The organism is Pseudomonas sp. DSV-1, from assembly GCF_035830915.1.
In the GTDB taxonomy this organism is placed as follows: Bacteria; Pseudomonadota; Gammaproteobacteria; order Pseudomonadales; family Pseudomonadaceae; genus Aquipseudomonas.
Map to the genome: position 1 here is coordinate 529,638 of NZ_JAYMYG010000001.1, position 18,806 is coordinate 548,443.

General features: G+C 52.2%; 12 protein-coding genes. 6 read left to right on the forward strand and 6 right to left on the reverse strand.

The window, feature by feature from the left end:
- Positions 1 to 74 precede the first annotated feature (74 nt).
- The 4 genes from VSQ83_RS02545 to VSQ83_RS02560 are packed head-to-tail and all read left to right on the forward strand — an operon-like array spanning position 75 to position 5,962.
- Complete coding sequence (locus VSQ83_RS02545; protein WP_019824165.1) at positions 75 to 1,544, forward strand: site-specific integrase; 1,470 nt, start codon at positions 75 to 77, stop codon at positions 1,542 to 1,544.
- A complete protein-coding gene (locus VSQ83_RS02550) occupies positions 1,537 to 3,465 on the forward strand; it encodes a hypothetical protein (protein ID WP_010655484.1) in 1,929 nt (642 codons plus the stop codon). Before VSQ83_RS02545 ends, VSQ83_RS02550 begins: the two co-directional genes overlap by 8 nt.
- Complete coding sequence (locus VSQ83_RS02555) at positions 3,462 to 5,528, forward strand: integrase (RefSeq protein WP_326425195.1); 2,067 nt, start codon at positions 3,462 to 3,464, stop codon at positions 5,526 to 5,528. The genes VSQ83_RS02550 and VSQ83_RS02555 overlap by 4 nt, the downstream gene beginning before the upstream one ends.
- Positions 5,525 to 5,962: a hypothetical protein gene (locus tag VSQ83_RS02560; protein ID WP_010655486.1), complete on the forward strand. Its 438-nt coding sequence runs from the start codon at positions 5,525 to 5,527 to the stop codon at positions 5,960 to 5,962. Before VSQ83_RS02555 ends, VSQ83_RS02560 begins: the two co-directional genes overlap by 4 nt.
- A gap of 230 nt (positions 5,963 to 6,192) precedes the next feature.
- On the opposite strand, the gene VSQ83_RS02565 is transcribed toward VSQ83_RS02560, so the two are convergent.
- On the reverse strand, positions 6,193 to 6,408 hold the full coding sequence (locus VSQ83_RS02565; protein WP_010655487.1) for a helix-turn-helix domain-containing protein: 216 nt from the start codon (positions 6,406 to 6,408) through the stop codon (positions 6,193 to 6,195).
- A 100-nt stretch (positions 6,409 to 6,508) separates the two neighbouring features.
- On the opposite strand from VSQ83_RS02565, the gene VSQ83_RS02570 reads away from it, so the two are divergent.
- Positions 6,509 to 7,108, forward strand: a complete 600-nt coding sequence (locus tag VSQ83_RS02570) for a hypothetical protein (RefSeq protein ID WP_029612172.1) — start codon at positions 6,509 to 6,511, stop codon at positions 7,106 to 7,108.
- On the forward strand, positions 7,105 to 8,499 hold the full coding sequence (locus VSQ83_RS02575) for a DEAD/DEAH box helicase (protein WP_010655489.1): 1,395 nt from the start codon (positions 7,105 to 7,107) through the stop codon (positions 8,497 to 8,499). Before VSQ83_RS02570 ends, VSQ83_RS02575 begins: the two co-directional genes overlap by 4 nt.
- Positions 8,500 to 8,596: 97 nt before the next feature.
- Here VSQ83_RS02575 and VSQ83_RS02580 read toward each other — a convergent pair whose 3' ends face one another.
- From VSQ83_RS02580 to VSQ83_RS02600, 5 genes are all read right to left on the reverse strand, one after another.
- Entirely contained in the window at positions 8,597 to 10,381 is a 1,785-nt protein-coding gene (locus VSQ83_RS02580; RefSeq protein ID WP_010655490.1) for a UvrD-helicase domain-containing protein, read from the reverse strand.
- Positions 10,381 to 12,519, reverse strand: coding sequence for an ATP-dependent nuclease (locus tag VSQ83_RS02585; protein ID WP_326425200.1), 2,139 nt, complete (start codon positions 12,517 to 12,519; stop codon positions 10,381 to 10,383). The genes VSQ83_RS02580 and VSQ83_RS02585 overlap by 1 nt, the downstream gene beginning before the upstream one ends.
- A gap of 410 nt (positions 12,520 to 12,929) precedes the next feature.
- Positions 12,930 to 16,067 (reverse strand): efflux RND transporter permease subunit, encoded by a 3,138-nt coding sequence (locus VSQ83_RS02590; protein ID WP_326425203.1) that lies wholly within the window; start codon positions 16,065 to 16,067, stop codon positions 12,930 to 12,932.
- Positions 16,064 to 17,548 (reverse strand): efflux RND transporter periplasmic adaptor subunit, encoded by a 1,485-nt coding sequence (locus tag VSQ83_RS02595; RefSeq protein WP_010655493.1) that lies wholly within the window; start codon positions 17,546 to 17,548, stop codon positions 16,064 to 16,066. The genes VSQ83_RS02590 and VSQ83_RS02595 overlap by 4 nt, the downstream gene beginning before the upstream one ends.
- Positions 17,545 to 18,801 (reverse strand): TolC family protein, encoded by a 1,257-nt coding sequence (locus VSQ83_RS02600; RefSeq protein WP_010655494.1) that lies wholly within the window; start codon positions 18,799 to 18,801, stop codon positions 17,545 to 17,547. Before VSQ83_RS02600 ends, VSQ83_RS02595 begins: the two co-directional genes overlap by 4 nt.
- Positions 18,802 to 18,806 lie beyond the last annotated feature (5 nt).

Sequence of the window (18,806 nt, forward strand, 5' to 3'; positions counted from 1 at the left end):
TAACTGCACTGAGTTGAGGTGAATCGAAAACGCGTACTCGCTAAGGTGGATTTTCCAACATCCACAGGTGAGCTATGCCATACAGCAACCCCTCTCATCGAAGTCGCCTGACCACGATTGCGCGTATTTCCGATCCCTTTTCAAACGTGTCAACGCTTGAAGCCGCTGGCGCCCGCGCGGAGCCTCTGACCGCAGACCAATCACTTGTCGTTTATGAGTTCAACTCGATCTGCGAACCGGGAAATTCAGAGCTATACCACCTTCCATTTTTGTTTCATGCCAACGGAGACCCTTGGCATGAGGCAAACTCATACGTGCTGAGTGTGATTCGTGATAGCCCAGTTAGGGTTAGCCGCACCGATGGGATAAGAAAGCTAGCAAGTAAGTTGTTAGATTATTTGAGGTTTTGCGAAGACAATGAACAAGAATGGCTCGACTTCTCGGGTACTAGGATGTCCATGCACCCAACTACCCGTTACTTTCATAGGCTGATAACGGAAGGTAAGAGAAGTAATTCTGTAATCAATCAATATACCGGGGCGGTATACGGTTTTTATCAATATGTCAGCGAGAACTGGCATCCATTAGATATGAATAAGGTTGATACGGTCAAGTACGTCAAAATGATGGTGGAGACGTCAACAGGTACCAAGTCATTCGAGGTAAGGAAAAGAGGGCAGACAAAAAAGGTGCCACGCAGGGCGATGCCGCAAATTGGATACATAAGAGAGGATGGCGAGGATTTGCGGCCTCTGCATAATTCTGAACTTCAGGTCTTGATGCTATCTCTGAGTGATGGTGAAGTTTGGTCTGCTGTAGAGCGGCTTATTGTGCATGTTTCTCTTCTTACTGGGGCAAGAAAACAAACAGTTTTGACATTGCGGCTTCGGCACCTGAAAAGATTTCGCCCTGAATTTCTGCAAAAAGATAATACTTATAAACTTTTTGCCGGGCCAGGAACCGGAATCGACACGAAAAATAACAAGCTGCAAGACCTCTATTTTCCTAGGCCGCTCGCCGAAGAATTATGCAGGTTAATTGCTAGCCCGTTGATGCTTGCCCGACAGAAAAAATTTCAAGCAAAGTTGGCAAAAGAATTTCCACAGGTGCAAATGACAGGCGATGAAATGTACGTATTTTTATCTGATCAGGGTAATAGCTATTACATGGCTAAGGATGATCCCCGGTATACCCTAGTGAAATCGCCTCAGTCCGGGCAGGTCGCAGATACGATTCGACGCAAAATAAGACGTCTTGATATTAAAAACTTTCCTTGCGATTTTACCTGCCACTGGCTGAGAGCAACATACGCCTATATTTTATATCAAAGGCTGAAAGCTCTCGTATCTAAAGAGTTGTTGCCGTCGGGGGATATCATCGATTTCATACAATCCAGAATGCATCATGAGGCAAGAGAGACTACGGAGAACTACTTAAAGCTCTTTACAATGACGCATGAGAAAGTGCTCGTACAGGAGTTTTGGGAGTATAGGTTGTTTGAAGGTGCGTACGAAATATCAGGCGGAGGCCTGTCCAATGCATGAGGATTACGTGCAGCGTGCAGACTTAATTCACATCCCACCGTCAGCGTTTCTGGAAGATTTTTCTGAGCCTGAGAGGCTTCTAGTTAGATTGACAAGGTCGGTCAAGAAAAAAGGCTTAGATTTTGGAAGTTTTGCGTATGCTGATACTCGGGCAGATTTGAATGTGCACGAGGATCGTGGCGAGTATGTTGTTCTTTCATCTTTTGTTGAATCTCGCCGGGAACTCATTCTTGCAATCATACAGAGCTTGTTTACTCTTCGTGAAGAAAGCGTGCTCCAAAACTTCGTACGCATACGGCTATTCATTCGATGGCTGAATAGAGAAGGCTTTGTGAGGCTGTTCGAAAGCGAGGAGGAAGCGCAAAGAGCGTATGTTGGATACACGGCTCACCTTATACATAGGCTTCATACTGGTGGGCTTAAGCCGCGTACTGCTGCACATTACCAAGAAGGTGCTTGTTCCGTTATTAAAGCAGCATTTCCCCAGACCTACCGACATGTCGTATCGGGAGTCACAAAAATTTCGGGAGTGACACAACCTGTTGCTCCTAGTGACGATCATATCCACTTTTATAGAGATGTATGTCTCGCTCTGGCTCGACAATGCAGTGAGTTCGTGTTGAACAAACGACCTTTCCCATGCGTGGTAAATATTCGCGATTATGAAGTGGTTGTTTTTCACTCTGTAGTAGGCGTTTCGAGCCCGTATAGACCTCCTATAGACGTTTATAATGCCGCGGAGCGGCGTATCGCTACGCTCGATGAATATAAGGCTAAATTGCTTGAGAAAAACATTGAAGTAAAAGACAGGATCCTTAAGCACGGCATAATGGATGCTCAAAAAACCTTGAGCAGAAATAACCGCGATGAACGATCTCGGCAGCGTCTTCGCATTGCATCCTTGGCAGTCAAGGCGTATGCGTGCCTTCTGCTCTTAATTACCGGGGCTACCCCTACGGAATTTTCTCAGTTTTTATACGCGGATGCCCTGCAAGTTAATAAATCGCCGTTAAAAAAAGAATTGTCGGCGGTGAAGTTTAGGGCAGGTGGGAAAGTTACAAATTATAATGTTGGTAGAAAAAATGGGCTGTCTATTCTCCAGGACTATCTCAAATTGCGGGAGTGGTTGCTAGACGGTCGGAGCTACGATAAGCTTTTTTTTACGGTCTCTGAACTGCGTAATCCATCCTACAAAGAGCTTGACGCTTTGAGGGATTTTCCAACTAGCGATGCGCTACAGACGTTCTATCGTACCCTTCATGCGGGGTTTATAGATCCTAGTATTCCAATCCTTACAGTGAGGGAGATGCGAAGACATAAGAGCGTCACCCAGCATATGGGGGGGTTTTCCGTATCTACAGTAGCGAATTCTCTGAATCATACAGAGACTATGAACCTAGGTCGGTATTCTGGAGGTACCCTCGAGCATCAAAAGTCAGAGCTTTCCAAATACTGGGAGGCTGTTCAAACGGCTGCTGCATCAATTAAAGAACAATCCGAGAAGGCGGATCAGCTGATACCTATCGCCAGCGGCCAATGCGAACAATTCGGCGCTGCTTCGCCAGCACCTCAATTTGCGTCGAGTATTTCCATACTACCGGACTGCCAAACCCAGCACGGATGCTTGTTTTGTGTTCACTATGTGTGTCACTCAGATGAGACTGACATAAATAAATTGATGAGTTTGCAGTACGTAGTAAATGCTGTACGTCGTTCTGCGCCAGATATGGAGCATGCTGAATTACTATACTCGGATTTGTCTGCAAGGATTGATTATATCCTTAACGCTCTTGCGGAACGCGGCGATTCGGTTGCGAAGATTGTTGAAAAAGTAAGAACTACTGTGCATGTCTATGGTGTATTAACCCCTTTTTGGGAAACGCGCTTGAGTCGCTTTGAAAGGCTAGGAGTTGTTTTTTGAATAAGAAGTTTTCATCCTCGGGCATATTATACGCAGCCAAAGGCTTGGATATGAAGAACAAGCCTGATGTTGCATGCGCAAGCGGTAAGGCACCAAGTAATTGTTTTGTTTTATGTCGAGATGGTGACGGCCTGGCCACCGCCGTGTATGGAAATAATATTTGGGATTTTAATCCGTACAGGCTGTCGGCGGTTCATATATGTAAGGTAAATTTTGCCAAGGTTTTCAAGGGCGAAGGCGAACACGAATTGCGCTTAATAGATGAGGCGAAATATATAATGTACTCATTGATTTATTACGGCGGAGGTGGACGGACCGGGGCTTTGAGCGCTACTACTCTTGGTTTGTATTGGGTGCATGTGCTGCGGGGAGCGCTGCGGTTTTGCTATGCTCAGCGCGCTAAACCCATGGTAGGGATTATCACACTGGGCGAGTTGTTTACTATTCCAGTTTATCTTGCTGCATTCTTGCGCGAATTGAACCCGTCCTATCACAAAGTTACATCTGCATTTCTAAGTCAAATGATAGGTGTCGGGGCGCGGCATCTGGGTTATGAAGTTGTTAATCCTCAAGCTCTTAAAATCGTCCGGCCGAAGAATAAACAACACCCCGTTATTCCCACAAGATTTTACCTTCAGATTATAAACGTTACCGGCGCTTTGCTCGATCAGATTTATCCGAATATTAAAGAGCTCGATACATTGATTTGTAAATTCTCCGATGAACATTACGGCATTGGGAGAGGTACACAGAAATCAAGGGGCTTAGGTGGGAAAAGACACTATCGTCCAGATTTGCACATGGCTATCAAGGAGCATGGTTTGCACGATTTGTTCAAGGGGGAATTTGAGTGTCAATCTCGGTTGGTATTTCAAAGAATCATTTTGAAACTTCAGTATGTTATGAAAACTGTAATCCAGTTGTATACCGGCATGCGGGAGCAGGAAGTCATGCGCATGTCATATAATTGTATAAGTGAGGTATCGTATCGTACTCCGTTTCAAGACCCGAAGCGTATCAGTACCGATCTTGGGCAATGCGTGAGCGTACTGTCTACGACGACCAAGTATTCTGGATATAAAATGGAAGGAAGGTGGCTTGCCCCCAAGGAAGTCACAAGGGCTGTGGAAGGCGCACAGGCCATTTGCAGAGGGTTGGCGACCTTATATGGAATAGACGTTGGTGATGAATGCCCACTGTTTCTTAGTCCTTCGGTGATCGGATTTATAAGAGGGGCGAAAAAAGTAGCAGTTGCTAACTTTGTATCAGAAAAGACCCAGCTTGCTGGCTTATCTTCGATGCTTATTACCGCTGAGGATTTAGCTGAGCTCTCATTAACCGATCAGTCTCGTGACTTTTGGAATGAACCTGCTTACCAAGTTGGTCAGCCATGGCCGCTGACTGGACATCAATATAGACGCTCGCTAGCGTTTTATGGCAGTAGTAGCGGCTTCGTCTCTCTTCCAACGCTCAGATCTCAGTTTAAACATTTGTCTTTAGCAATGGCCCGATATTACGCTAACGGGTTTAATAAGTTGCGCACGATGTTCGGGTACTATGATCAAGGTAGAGGAGAGTTTGTCTTGCCGAAAAACCACATTGCATATGATTATCAGATGGCTATACCAATGTCAGTTGCTAATCAATTAATCGCAGACCTTCTGCATTCTGATGCCCCTCAGTTTGGCGGAGTCGGAACTTATGTGGAAAAGCAGCGTGGAAGAGTTCTCAGTGGTGAAATTAGTGTAGAGGAACTTCGAGCGGATACTCAGCGCAGAGTCAAGAACGGTGACATAAGCTTTCGCGAGACGCTCTTGGGTGGATGCACTAAGTTTGGTCGCTGCAATTCTTTTTTGCTCGGCGATTTTTTGAGTTGCCTAACGTGCGAGAGTGCGGTGATAAAGTTAGAAAGGATTGAAGTCGTGATATCGGATAGTCGTTCCGAATTGTTGATGTATCCACAGGCTTCTGGCGAGCGGCAGATAGTAGAGAAAGAAATTGAAAGACTATCCGACTTTTTGCGTCTAAAGACCACTGAGCGGGTTGGGGTAGAACTAGTATGAGTAAAGAACCCCAAAGCGGTTTATTACTTTGTTTTGAGGCGTTGGATCGATTGATTGCGGCGCAACCCGTAAAATCCAGATTTGTAGGGTTGTCTTTAAGTAAGCTTACGGCAAGTATAGTTAGCGAAGAGGCGGGGTATGATAGAGGATATCTTAAGCGCTCACGCGCCGCTCATCTTCCGCTACTGGCGAGAATTGATGCTTTACGCATGAGTGCGTCTAAAACTAAAACGTCATCAAGTGAGAGTACGCTGCAGTCATTGAAAAAAAAGGTACAGAATCTTGAGCAGCAGCTTATTGAAACCTCGTATCAGCGTGATCGGGCTCTGGCTCAAAATCTTAAACTTTGGGAGCGTATGAGGGTATTAGAGCAATCCAAGTCCGGCCGAATCGTGGCGCTGGGAGGTCCTAAAAGAGGTACTACCAATCGCTGATGTTCAAGTTGGCTGGGGTTGAGATTAGTAACGCGCTTTTCTTAGCCTCTGGCCATTTTTACTAGGTATCTGATAATAGAGTAGTAAGGATAAATGATCGATGTCGTGATTAATCGCCGTTGTATCCTCATCTTTATCTATTATGGTAGTTCAAAATTTCAGCGATTTCCACCTGGGATAGATTGCCAGATTTGCTCGATGGCGTATCTAAGAGGTGTGCCGGTCCCATGTTATCGGCTGTCAGGTAACAAGCATCTGGGATCACACCCTAGACTCTCCGCAATCTGATAGAGCTTCTCTACCGTAATGTTTGCCTCGCCCCGCTCAATCCGGCCCATATAGCTGCGATCAACTTTGCATACAAGTGCAAGCCCATCTTGGGATATGCCTTTTGCCTTCCTTGCTTCCCTCACTTTTTTCCCTAACGCCTTCGCCAAATCGCTCATAGCTGCCTCAATTCACTCGAGGCAGGACTATCGGGCGTTTACGGACGAATCAGCCACGGACTATAATCCGTATTTTGTCTGCGAAAGCTTGGTTCCCTGCATGAAACATGATTCATTCGAGTTTGACAGGCAGCTGTATGACCTCCTCTGCCATGAACACCATCAAAGTTTCACGATCCGGCAGCTCCGGGATGCCTACGTGCTGACTATGGAAGGAAGCCCGAAACTCGCTGCAGTTCGGATCTACGTGTATGAGCAGATCCGGCGGCTGGTGCGTGCCGGATGGGTGGCCAAGGCGCCTATGCTTCGTAAGCGTGGCCAAGTCTATCAAGTCTTAAGCAAGCCTCCTGGCATAGACCTCATGCTGGTTGCATCTCGCTTCCGATGTGCAGACATCTCAGACCCAGTTGTGGGGGGGCATCACGCAAGTGACAATACAATTGATCCATCAGATCCAATTTTGCCAATCGCTGATCCGGCGGTAGCCCATAGCCGCTTAGAGGAAATGCTGAAGGAGACTCGCCTAGACCTTCTTTCCTCAATGGGAGAAACAGAACGTTACAAGCAGCTCTTTGAGGAAATCCCCCATTTGAAAGGGCTTCTTGAAAACGCTTATTACGAGGTTCGAGACCGCTGCTCCCGCCTGTTGGGTCATCTCCGCGCGCTAGAGACGACACTCAAGGCTGTGACCGCGGTATGAGCATGGGACTTCGCACATGGCAGGATCAATGCAAAAACACGGCGTTGGCTCAATACCTTGAGACGCCCCATTTTTTCTGTCAGGCCACTCCCGGGGCCGGTAAGACCAGGATGGCGGCTGAACTTGCAAAAGCGCTGCTGGATCAGGGCAGAATTGACCTGGTTTTGTGTTTTGCTCCATCACGCCAAGTGGTTGAAGGCTTCCGGCGTACTTTTTCTGATGTGCTGTCGAGACGACTCGATGGGCTGATTGGCGCCGTCGGCGCTGTGTGCACCTACCAAGGGATGGAATACCGGGATGAGACCTTTTGGAAGCTGTTCGATGATTATCGTGTGTTCGCTGTGTTTGACGAAATTCATCATTGCGCTGGCCACGATGCACTCTTAAGCAATGCTTGGGGGCAGCGTATAATTCAGCGCGTCCAGGACAGGGCTGCGTACACGCTAGCGCTTTCTGGCACGCCTTGGAGGTCCGACCAAAAGGCGATAGTCCTGGCGCGCTACTCGACTCCAGAAGGCAACCTTATTTGTGACTACCGTTACGGTCTTGAAGAGGCGATCTCGGACGAGGTATGCCGATCACCGCGAATAGTTATTTTGGACAATACAATGGTCAGACTCACAGAGGCCATTGAGAGTGATAATACGGTTACTGTTTTCCCCAACATCGCTAGCTTGCTTACAGACTCGCCAGTTACCTATGAAAGCCTGCTGTTCCACGAAGATGTCCTGAGACAGCTTTTGCTATTAGGGTGCCGGAAGCTCAAGGAAATTCGTAACGTGAAACCGGACGCTGGCGGGCTTGTGGTGGCAACAAATATCGAACACGCTCACCAAGTCGCAGCGATGCTCCGACTTGAAGGTGAGAGCTGCGATGTAGTCACAAATAAAACCCCAAATGCTCAGCGAGTGATCAACGATTTCAGGCACAGCAATCGGCCGTGGATTGTGGCTGTTGGAATGATTAGTGAGGGTACTGACATTCCGAGGCTTCAAGTGTGCTGTCACCTAAGCAGGATCAGGACTGAGCTTTATTACAGACAGGTCTTGGGCCGGATTCTGCGTCGTTCCGCTAGTAATGACACAGAGGCCTGGCTGTACGTCTTGGCCGAGCCTTCGCTGCAGCAGTTTTCTGAGCGGGTTGCAGACGATCTTCCCCGCGACGTCGCGGTGCTGAACTATCTTCAGGGTGTCTCAGAGGAGGTCGCCGCTAGCCCAGTTGAGAACTCGGCTGACCAGTACAACTGTCACCCTGTGACGCCGTTCCAAGGCGAGTGCTTTGAGCGCGAAAGCCAACAGTTGCCGGATGAGATCTATAGCTACGATGTTGGCCGAACCTACGAGCTCAACTTCTCTCAGCATTACCGGACACAACTGCTTCGAGTTTGCTAACGCAAGGGGCCACCATGCCTTACCAATCTAGTCTTTTGGCACAGCAATGTGCCGGGGCGAGGCGTATTTTCGATGGGCCTCCCCCCTAGGCTGGATTCTACTCGGCTGCGTCGTAGTCAAAGACACATGTGAACAGTGCCTCTGTAGCCGCATAGTGCCCATAGTGCCCTTGGGGGCGTCCGCTCTCAGAAATCAAATGTAGATTCTTGCGGGCACGGGAACCTACGACGTAGAGGAGCTTGTTCGCGGCATCCAGGCTTGCTGCCTCGGTGAAATGAGGCACCATCCCCTGAAGAAGGCCGAACGCGATGACCACATCGTACTCGGCACCTTTTACCCCGTGGATCGTCGAAACGGTGATACCAGTCCGCTCGCGAAATACCTTCCTGAAGAAAGAGATATCGTTGATGTACGGGGCCCCGTCCTTTTGGAGCCTGTCGATCCGAGATAGTGAGCTGCGAAAGAACGCATCGCGGTGCTCCATTAATGCGGGGAAGCTATGAAGGGCTACCCCGAGTCGTTCAAGCAGCGCGGTGAAGGCTTGGTCAAGGTAGGCAATCCCATCCATTTCGGAGATTGAAATTGAGTTGCATTCCCTCAATAGGAGCCGCTGTGTCAGGCGCGATGTATCAACGCCCAAATCACCCAGGTCGCTGATCACATCTCTGGCCCATCGCATGCGACGAACAAGCATCTTCGGCGATGACTCAGTCAGGATGATTTTCGAAACCTTGAACCAGAAGTTGTCTATATCGTTACTAAAGGGGACTAGACCAGGGCCGTCAAACTGCTGATCCGGAAGCATCCTTACTAGATGCCGCGTCGTCGATGCCAATAAAATCCACCATGGGGCGAGCACGCAGATCTCCTCAGGAGGATGCCCGGCAGCAAGGCTTGCTTGGATCAGTCGTACTAGCTCGTCATGCAAATTGGTGAGTGTTACGTGCTGGTTGTACGAAACCTTGCTTGGAAACGACGCATCCGATCCCGCGCTCTCGATTGATGTCGGATAAACGCTGAAATTCGAGAAGTGGGAAATGATCCTATTACTCGAACGGTAATTCCGGGTAAGCGCCATTTCTCTTATCGGGATTCCAGCTTCGGCACGAAAATCAGCCACCGGAACTGCGTAGCCACCAAGCGAGCCGTAGATAGCTTGGTTTGGATCGCCTACGATGAAGGTCTTCGTTCGCCCCGCTCCGGCACGCAAAATAGCGGTAAGAAGGCCATATTGAATTTGTTTCGTGTCCTGATACTCGTCTACCAGAACATATGAGAAGACCGAAGCGAGAATTGATGCAATATGCTTTTGATCACTCATCAGGACCTGCGCATACCAAAGGATCAGCTCGAAATCGATCTGACGCGCTTCGCCGAGCTCGCGAAAATACTCACCAAGAATTTTATGTAGCGTTTCATGCTTCCAAGCATCTTTGCATCCTAGGTGATAGCCCGTTTTGCTGAAGTAATAATCGCAATCCCAGTGCGTGATCTTTGGGTAGGGCGCGCATAGCCTATCGAGCATGAGTTCGCGGTCGTGTCTGTCTAGGACTCGATAGCCGCGGGAAAGCTCTGGAAGGTAGATGCCATATGGCTTAATGATCCACTCGAGGCAAAATGAGTGAATGGTCCCGATCCACAGCTTTGACGTGTCAACACCGAGACCTTCAATGCGCTCCTGAATTTCATCTGCTGCGCGGTGCGTATAAGTAATCGCCACGACAATCCGCTTGTCCGTGGCCCGCGAAAGCTCATAAGCGATCTTATAGGTCAACGTCCGCGTTTTTCCGCTCCCAGGGCATGCGATGAGGAATACGCTCGAAGGCTCCTCGATTGCGGCAGACTGCTCGGCGTTCAATTCACGGGAATCCCAGGCGAACATCAGGCAATGCCAACCATGAACGAATTAATGGCATCGCCTGGTAGCGCGAGGGCGACAGCAGCTTTTAGGAAAACCAGATCGATTTCGCCGCGTTGGAAACGCTCAACCTCACCCCTCAGGAGTGTTAGTCGTGGCTGTGCTGAAGGATCGGCATGGATTTGGCGGGCAACTCGATACTGTAGGATTCTGGCGAGCAGCAGAGGGGACATGTGCCCATGCGCGAATTGAAGGGCCTGCAAGATGTAGGGAGGGATCGCTACCTGATGGTCCAGCTCTTCGGCGAGCATGATTGCAAACCAGCCTTTCCCCTCATACTCAGCCATCAACAGCGCACGAAAACCTACTAGGTGAGGTTGACCCGATCGAAGGGCTTCCACCGCCTCTTTGATAGTGTGCGGCGCTATATAGACCTTGCTCGCTGCTCGAGCGAACGCCTCTTCGTTGCCCGCTGATACGAGGTCAACTTCAAAGGTGTGTGGTGCATAGAAGGCCGAGATCCAAGGGTTTCCAGCGACAAAGGCATCGAGACCAACCTTGCGTTCGACGCCAGCTTTTTGGGAACCTATCGCCTTGCGTTTCTTGCTTGCCAGAAACTCATGATCAGTGGGCTGCGGCGTCACATCAAAGAAGGTGGTATCAAGGTCAGTAACTATCGCACAGCGCTTGCGGATTCGGAGGTCGTGAAAAAGGACTGCGACGTTTTTGAACCCCGTGCTGCGTATGTTGATGACACTAATACCCAACTCATCAACGCTCAGCCCAAGCACCTTTTTCACCAATATCGGGATCAGTATCTCCTCCGCATCGCCTTCAACGAGTAGTACGCTTTTAGCGAAGAGCAAATTACTGCGGACAGCATCCAGATATCTCTGGATGCTTCTCACCTCTGATGGCTCAAGCCCCGTAGCGGGTTGGTAAGCCTCGCAATATGAGCCTTGCCGCCCCAGAATGTTGACGTTAGTGACATTGCTCACTTCGGAGATGTGGGTCGAATGCGTTGTGTAGATAATCTGGGCATCGCTGTAGGAAATACGGTCGAACAGAGTCTTCTGGATATGGGTGTGAATGTGCGCTTCGGGCTCCTCGATCAGTAGAAAGTTGGCAATGGCAAGCTTCTCACGCTGATACTTGAACTCAAGAAGCTTCAGCGTCAGGTAGATGAGGTTTGCTCCGCCCAAGCTCAGCTCGTGAATACCACCCTCATACCCATCATCGGCCTCGCCTACAAAAAGGCGCAGGGACTGAAATAATTTTTCTGCCTCATCTGGTAGGTCAGATTTAATCGAAAGCGAAGCAGGCGAGTAGGTTTCTCCGGCCGCATCTTTGATCGTTTCGCGAATGTGGTTACGAACCGACTGCACATCTTCGAGTCCTTCGATAGAGGCATTCAGGTCTCTGACCATTTGGGTTATAGGAAGCATCGACACTGGATCTATCTCCCCACTCTTACTCTTGAGTAGCGCAAACAACGGGTTCGTTCGGTTGTTGTGAAACTCGGCAACGACGTCCCGGAGGGCTTGTATGAAGGTCAGTGACACTTCTTTCGTAACCGAGAGGAATCCAGGTACTTTAGCCCCGATCTGAGGGAATTCAGTTTCAGCACTGAAAGTACACGTTTCGAAATTACCCACAATCGACTGGTAGACGGAAGGGTCGCTGAAGTCGGCGCTGCTTCTTCCCGTGAACACAGTTTCGTAGTCATCGATCGTGATGGTACTGCGTATTTCCGCGAGCACCTCATCATCAAAAATATCTAGAGCAGCCAGCTTGAGCCGGATCTCCTTTTTCGGACGGAAGATGAGGTTATAGGTTGCCTTCGCTAGCGGTCCGTCTTCTAGCGCAGCGGTGCCGTGAAGAAATAGCGCCTGAACGGCTTCGTCGGCGCTGATCTGTTCAAACTCAACACTGATAATGATCCAGTGACCTCGCCATTCACCGAGCGATCGGCAGAAGTCGGACTCCTCCAGTCGATAGGCTGCACGCACCATGGTGTCATCCAATAGTAGACGGATTGCGCGCAGGATATTGGACTTACCTGAGCCATTTTCGCCGATGATGGTGTTGACGCCCCGCTGAAACTTTAGCGTTGTGTTGCTGAAGTTTCGGTAGTTCACCAAAGTCATTTTGGAAATGTGCATAATTCTCCAGAGCGCCAACGCTCATGAACAGTCTTGTCTGTTTGTGAACGATGGTAGCGTGAGGGAGCATCGTATTCCCACAGAAACCGCTCACAGGCGCCCACCAACAGGCGCAGGGATTGCGCTGTTCCGCAATAGCTTGATCTCATGGCTCAACCTCAGATGTTAACGAGGCAAATGTGATGCAAGACTCACGAGTTTTAGAACTCTTCTTTCGAGCCCCGGTCGAGTGCTGGAGTACAGATCGCCAGTTTGGATTTGGACATACAATCACGAGCGATCGAACATGGCCCTCGGAGGCATTCCCCCCCTAACAGAAGTTGGCCCTAGTAGCTTGATCTCTATTTCAGGCGAGTATCAAAAATAGGGGCATTATCAGGGGCAGTTTCATAAGGTTTTTTCCTTAAGGCTTAGTGGGTACAACCCGAGAGGTTCCGACGGCGCATTAAGCTGTAGGCTGCCGGTATGACAAACAGGGAAAGCAAGGGAGCAGTGACCATCCCGCCGACCATTGGCGCGGCGATGCGACTCATCACTTCACTACCGGTTCCGCTGCCCAACAGAATGGGCAACAGGCCGGCAATGATGACGGACACGGTCATGGCCTTGGGGCGAACGCGCTGTACAGCTCCTTCACGGATCGCCGCCACCAGCCCAACTTCCGTGTTGTCGCCGAGGTCTACACGTTCGACCCAAGCGTTCTTGAGGTAGAGCAGCATGATCACACCGAATTCGGCCGAAATTCCGGCCAGCGCGATAAAGCCGACCCCGGTTGCGACCGACAGGTTGTACCCCAATAGATAGAGGAACCATGCCCCGCCCGTGAGGGCGAATGGCAGAGTGGCCATGACCAAAAAGGCCTCATCGAAGCGGGCGAAAGTCATGTAGAGCAGCACGAAAATGATCAACAACGTGGCAGGCACAACTAGTTTTAGTCGGGCGTTGGCCCTTTCGAGAAATTCGAACTGCCCCGAGTAGCTCAGGCTCATACCTGGCTGCAACTTGACCTGTTCACTGACGACCCGGCGCAGATCGGCGACGACTGAGGCAATGTCCCGGCCCCGCACGTCGATATAAACCCAGCCCGAAGGCCGAGCATTTTCGCTCTTGAGCATCGGCGGGCCGTCGCTGACCTTAATCTTCGCCACAGTACCCAGGGTGATCTGGCTGCCTAACGGGGTGTAGATAGGTAATTGCTCCAAAGCACCGAGCGAGTCACGCCACTCCCGTGGGTAACGCACGTTGATTGGAAACCGTGCCAACCCCTCAATGGTCTCCCCAACGTTCTCTCCACCGATAGCACCGGCCACGATGGATTGCACATCGGCGATATTCAGGCCGTAGCGGGCGGCGGCCTTGCGGTCTATATCCACATCGATATACCGGCCACCGGTCAGTCGCTCCGCCAGAGCCGAGCTGACACCAGGTACCCCCTTGGCCACGCGCTCGACCGTCTGAGTGACCGTATCAATTTCCATCAGATTGGTGCCGGCAACCTTCACACCGATGGGGCTCTTGATCCCCGTAGCCAGCATGTCGATACGGTTGCGAATCGGCGGTATCCAGATATTGGTCAGCCCCGGAACTCGCACCACTCGATCCAATTCTTCCACCAGTTTTTCAGGTGTCATACCTTGGCGCCATTGCTCGCGTGGTTTGAACTGAATGGTGGTTTCAAACATCTCCAGAGGGGCAGGATCGGTTGCGGTTTCGGCACGCCCTGCTTTACCGAAAACGTGTTCGACTTCAGGCACGGTCTTGATCAGGCGGTCGGTCTGCTGCAGCAGCTGCGCGGCTTTGTGTGCCGACAACCCCGGAAGAGCAGAAGGCATGTAGAGCAGATCGCCTTCGTCCAGCGGTGGAAGAAACTCGCCCCCCAGGCGAGACATTGGCCATAGTGCACTGCAAAATACCAAGAGCGCCACCACTAGCGTGATCTTGGGACGACGCAGTACCGCATCCAGGGCTGGCTGATAGAGTCGAATCAACCACCGGTTCAACGGGTTCTGTTGTTCATTGGGAATTCGACCTCGAATCCAGTAACCCATCAGCACTGGCACCAACGTCACTGACAGTCCCGCCGCTGCCGCCATGGCGTAGGTCTTGGTGAAAGCCAACGGGCCGAACAGCCGCCCTTCCTGGGCCTCAAGGGTAAATACCGGAATGAACGACAGGGTGATGATCAACAAGCAGAAGAACAGTGCCGGGCCTACCTCCGCAGCCGCTTCGGTCATCACGTGCCAATGACGCTCGCCGTTCAGTTCCTCCCCAGGGTTGGCAGCGTGCCAAGCCTCTATCTTCTTGTGGGCGTTCTCGATCATCACCACGGCGGCATCGACCATAGCGCCGATGGCGATGGCAATCCCGCCCAAGGACATGATGTTGGCGTTGATGCCTTGGTAGCGCATGACGATGAAGGCAATCAACACGCCCACCGGCAGCGAAATGATCGCCACTAGGGATGAGCGCAAGTGCCAGAGGAAGATCCCGCAGACCAGCGCGACGACGATGAACTCTTCGATGAGCTTGTGGCTGAGATTTTCCACCGCGCGATCGATCAGCTTGCTGCGGTCGTAGGTGGTGACGATTTCAACGCCGGCCGGCAAACTGGATTTCAGTTCGTCGAGTTTGGTCTTGACCGCCGCAATGGTCTCGCGGGCGTTCTTGCCGTTGCGCAAAATCACCACACCACCAACGGTCTCGCCTTCGCCGTCGAGTTCGGTGATGCCACGTCGCATTTCCGGGCCCAATTGGATGGTGGCGACATCGCCAAGGGTGACCGGCACTCCGGCCGCCCCCAGTTTTAGCGGGATGGCCCGAAAGTCATTGAGCGTCTTCAGGTAGCCGGAAGCTCGCACCATGTACTCAGTCTCGGCCATCTCCATCACGGCGCCGCCCGTCTCCTGGTTGGCCTTGCCGATAGCCTCGGTCACCTCCGCCTGTGTGATGCCCAGACTGGCCAACTTGAGCGGGTCAAGCTGCACCTGGTACTGCTTGACCATGCCTCCCACCGTAGCCACTTCAGCAACATTGGGCAGGGTCTTGAGTTCGAACTTGAGGAACCAGTCCTGAAGTGCGCGCAGCTGTGCCAAGTCGTGCCCACCCGTGCGATCCACCAGTGCGTACTGATAGATCCAGCCCACTCCCGTTGCATCCGGCCCCAACGCAGGTTTTGCACTGGCCGGCAATCGGTTTTGTATCTGACTCAGGTACTCCAGCACTCGCGAGCGGGCCCAGTACAAGTCCGTGCCGTCTTCGAACAGCACGTAAACGAAGCTGTCACCGAAGAAGGAATAACCACGTACCGTCTTGGCTCCCGGCACTGAGAGCATGGTGGTGGCCAGCGGATAGGTCACCTGGTTCTCGACAATCTGCGGCGCTTGTCCCGGATAAGGGGTGCGGATGATCACTTGCACATCTGAGAGATCCGGCAACGCATCGATCGGTGTGCTCTGTACCGACCAGATGCCCCAAGCAGTGACGAACAGCGTAGCCAGTAGCACCAGAAACCGGTTGGCCACCGACCAACGAATCAGTGCAGCAATCATGGCTGGCTCCCCGATTTGTCCAGGCGCTCGACACGCAAACCATCGTCAGTTTGGCTCACCGCGATCCGAACCTTGTCCCCCGCCTTGAGGCCCTGCATCAGCGCCGGACTGGCGAGAGGAAAAGTCATCGTCATGCCGGGCATGCCCAGCGTCTTGAAAGGACCATGGGCGAGCGTCACGTCTTTGTCGTTGATCTCAACAATCTGCCCATCGGCCTCATGAAAACTGGAGGCTGTTGCGCCGAGTGGTGAATCTTCCTCAGCGCTGGCAACAATGCCTTTAAGACTGGCTTCCGAGTCGAGCAGGAACTGGCCAGACGTAACCACTTTCTGTCCTTCTGTCAGACCTTTCACAATCGCCGTCTTGCCATCGCTTTCCTGCCCGAGTTGCACCTCCACCGGGCGATAGCGACCGGCGTCTTCAGCGAGCATCACCAGGGCGCGTCGGCCAGTGCGAATGACTGCTTCACTCGGCACCCACAACACACTTTCCCCGGTCGAATGACTCAGGCGCACCTGCGCCGTCAAACCGGGCCTGAGGTGCTCGTCCGGGTTGGGTAGTTCCACCCGCACCCGAAGAGTGCGGCTGTCCGGATTGGTCTCGGGCAAAATCGCGCTGACCTTGCCTCTGAACGTTGTCCCCGGGAAGGCTGGCAGACGCGCTTCGACCGCCTGCCCCACAGTGATGGCCCCGGCATCGGATTCTGGAACAGCCACGGCTAGCCATATACTGCTCAAGCCATTGACCCGTGCCAGAGTCTCGCCCGTCGCCACGGTCATGCCCGCGCGTACGTTCAGCTCTTGCAGCACACCGGCGATGGGACTGGTCAGGGTCAGATACGGTTGAACCTTACCGCTACGTTCAACCTGAGTAATCAGTGCTGCGGGCATCCCTGTGAGTCGCAGGCGCTGACGGGCCGCAACCAACAGATCGGCATCCCCGTTACGCCTCAGGGCCAGAAACTCTGTCTGAGCCGCGGCCCATTCCGGCACCAGAATATCCGCCAGGGCGGCATTGGCTTTGAGCACATCCCCTGGAGCAAGGGCATAGACCCGCTCCACAAAGCCGGCGGTACGGGCCTGAATCACCGCGACATCACGCTCGTTGAACGCCAAGACACCTGCCACATCTAGGCTGGAATCAAAGACTCCCCGGGTGACCGTCGCAAAACGCAAACCGAGGTTCTGGGTCAGGCTTGGATCGATACTGACGACCGCACGATCCCCTTCGCTGCTGGCGTATTGAGGCACCAACTGCATGTCCATAAAGGGGGACTTTCCGGGGTTATCAAACTTTTGCTGCGGGTACATGGGGTCGTACCAATACAGAGCCTTGCGTTCACCCGACGGGCTGACACCCCTCTCCTGGGCAGTACTGGATACTCCGTTCATCCGCTGCTGAGCGAACCAGTAACCACCGGCAACACCCAATGTCAGCGAGATGCCTACCAACAATGCCCCATTCCACTTTTTAAGGATCACTGGCTGGGCTCCCCATAGGCAAAGTACAGGCGCGCACTGGTCAGCGCCCGCTGCTCTTCCACCTCAATCTGTTTGAGACGCGCTTCGATGAGCTCACGCCGGGCCGCAACAACGGCATTTAAATCGCCTTTTCCGGCACGATAACTGGCCATGCTGAGTTCGACCTTTTCCTTGGCCAGAGGCAACAGACTGTCCTGGTTTCGGTGCACCGCACGATTCAGACGCTCATAGTCAGCCAGTTGGTTTTCCAGTTCCTGAGTGTGCTCGCGTGACAGGGCTTCACGCTCGGCCTCAAGCTGGCTGAGTTCAGCCTGCTTGGCTGCGATTTTGGGATTTTGGCGAGAGCCAGGAAACAGCGGCAGATCCCAGGAAAGCTGCACACTGACCATATCCCCAAACGCTCGGCCACGGTGCTGGTAATCCAGCTCCCAGCTCCAGTCTGACTGTTTCTCCGACACGGCTTCACGAACCTTGGCTTGCGCTTCTCGGGTCATCGGGGCAAACGCTGCCAGCTCGGGATGGTGCTGCAGGTTATGGGAGTAACCGGAGGTATCGACGGACCATTCAGGCAAGCGGCCCACAAGCTCGTCGTTGGCAGCGGGGCCAATCCAACGCTTGAGGGCAGCTCGGGCCTGCCTTCGCTGCTGAATCAGATCGTCCTGTTGCTCCGCTAGTCGAGCCGCTTCTTGCTTGGGTGTTACCGCATCGGCGGGTTGAGCCCGGCCACCGGCAATCTGAGCCAGGACGGTATTGCTCAGCAGGCGGTTCTCTTTGTAGAAGTCCTGGAACAGTGCATCTTTGCGCTCAACCGAGTAGCTACTGATCCAGGCCAACGCCGTGGATTGGCGTACGTTCAGACGTTCGACCCGCCGCTGCGCCGCGGCGCGTTCAACGGCCGCATCGGCGACCTCAATGCGCGCCTTGCGCTTGTCGCTGTTGGGCATTTCTTGCCTGACTCCAACCATTTGCATTGTCATGAAGTCTTGGTCGATGCTCCAGCGATCCGGGCCGCCAACAGGATAGTTCTGCACACCCAGCAGCAGTTTGGGGTCAGGCAACTCCCCCGCTGGAATGGCTGCGCTGCTGGCAGCCTGAATTTTGGCGTCTTGTGCGGTCAGCGACGGTGCATTGTTTTCGGCCAGCCGCAACGCTTCATCAAGCGTCAATCCACCCGCCAAGCTCGGCAATGCCAGAACGCTTACCGCCAGACCGGCCACGAGGGACCAGCCTATGCAATAGCACTTTGAGTTCATGTTTA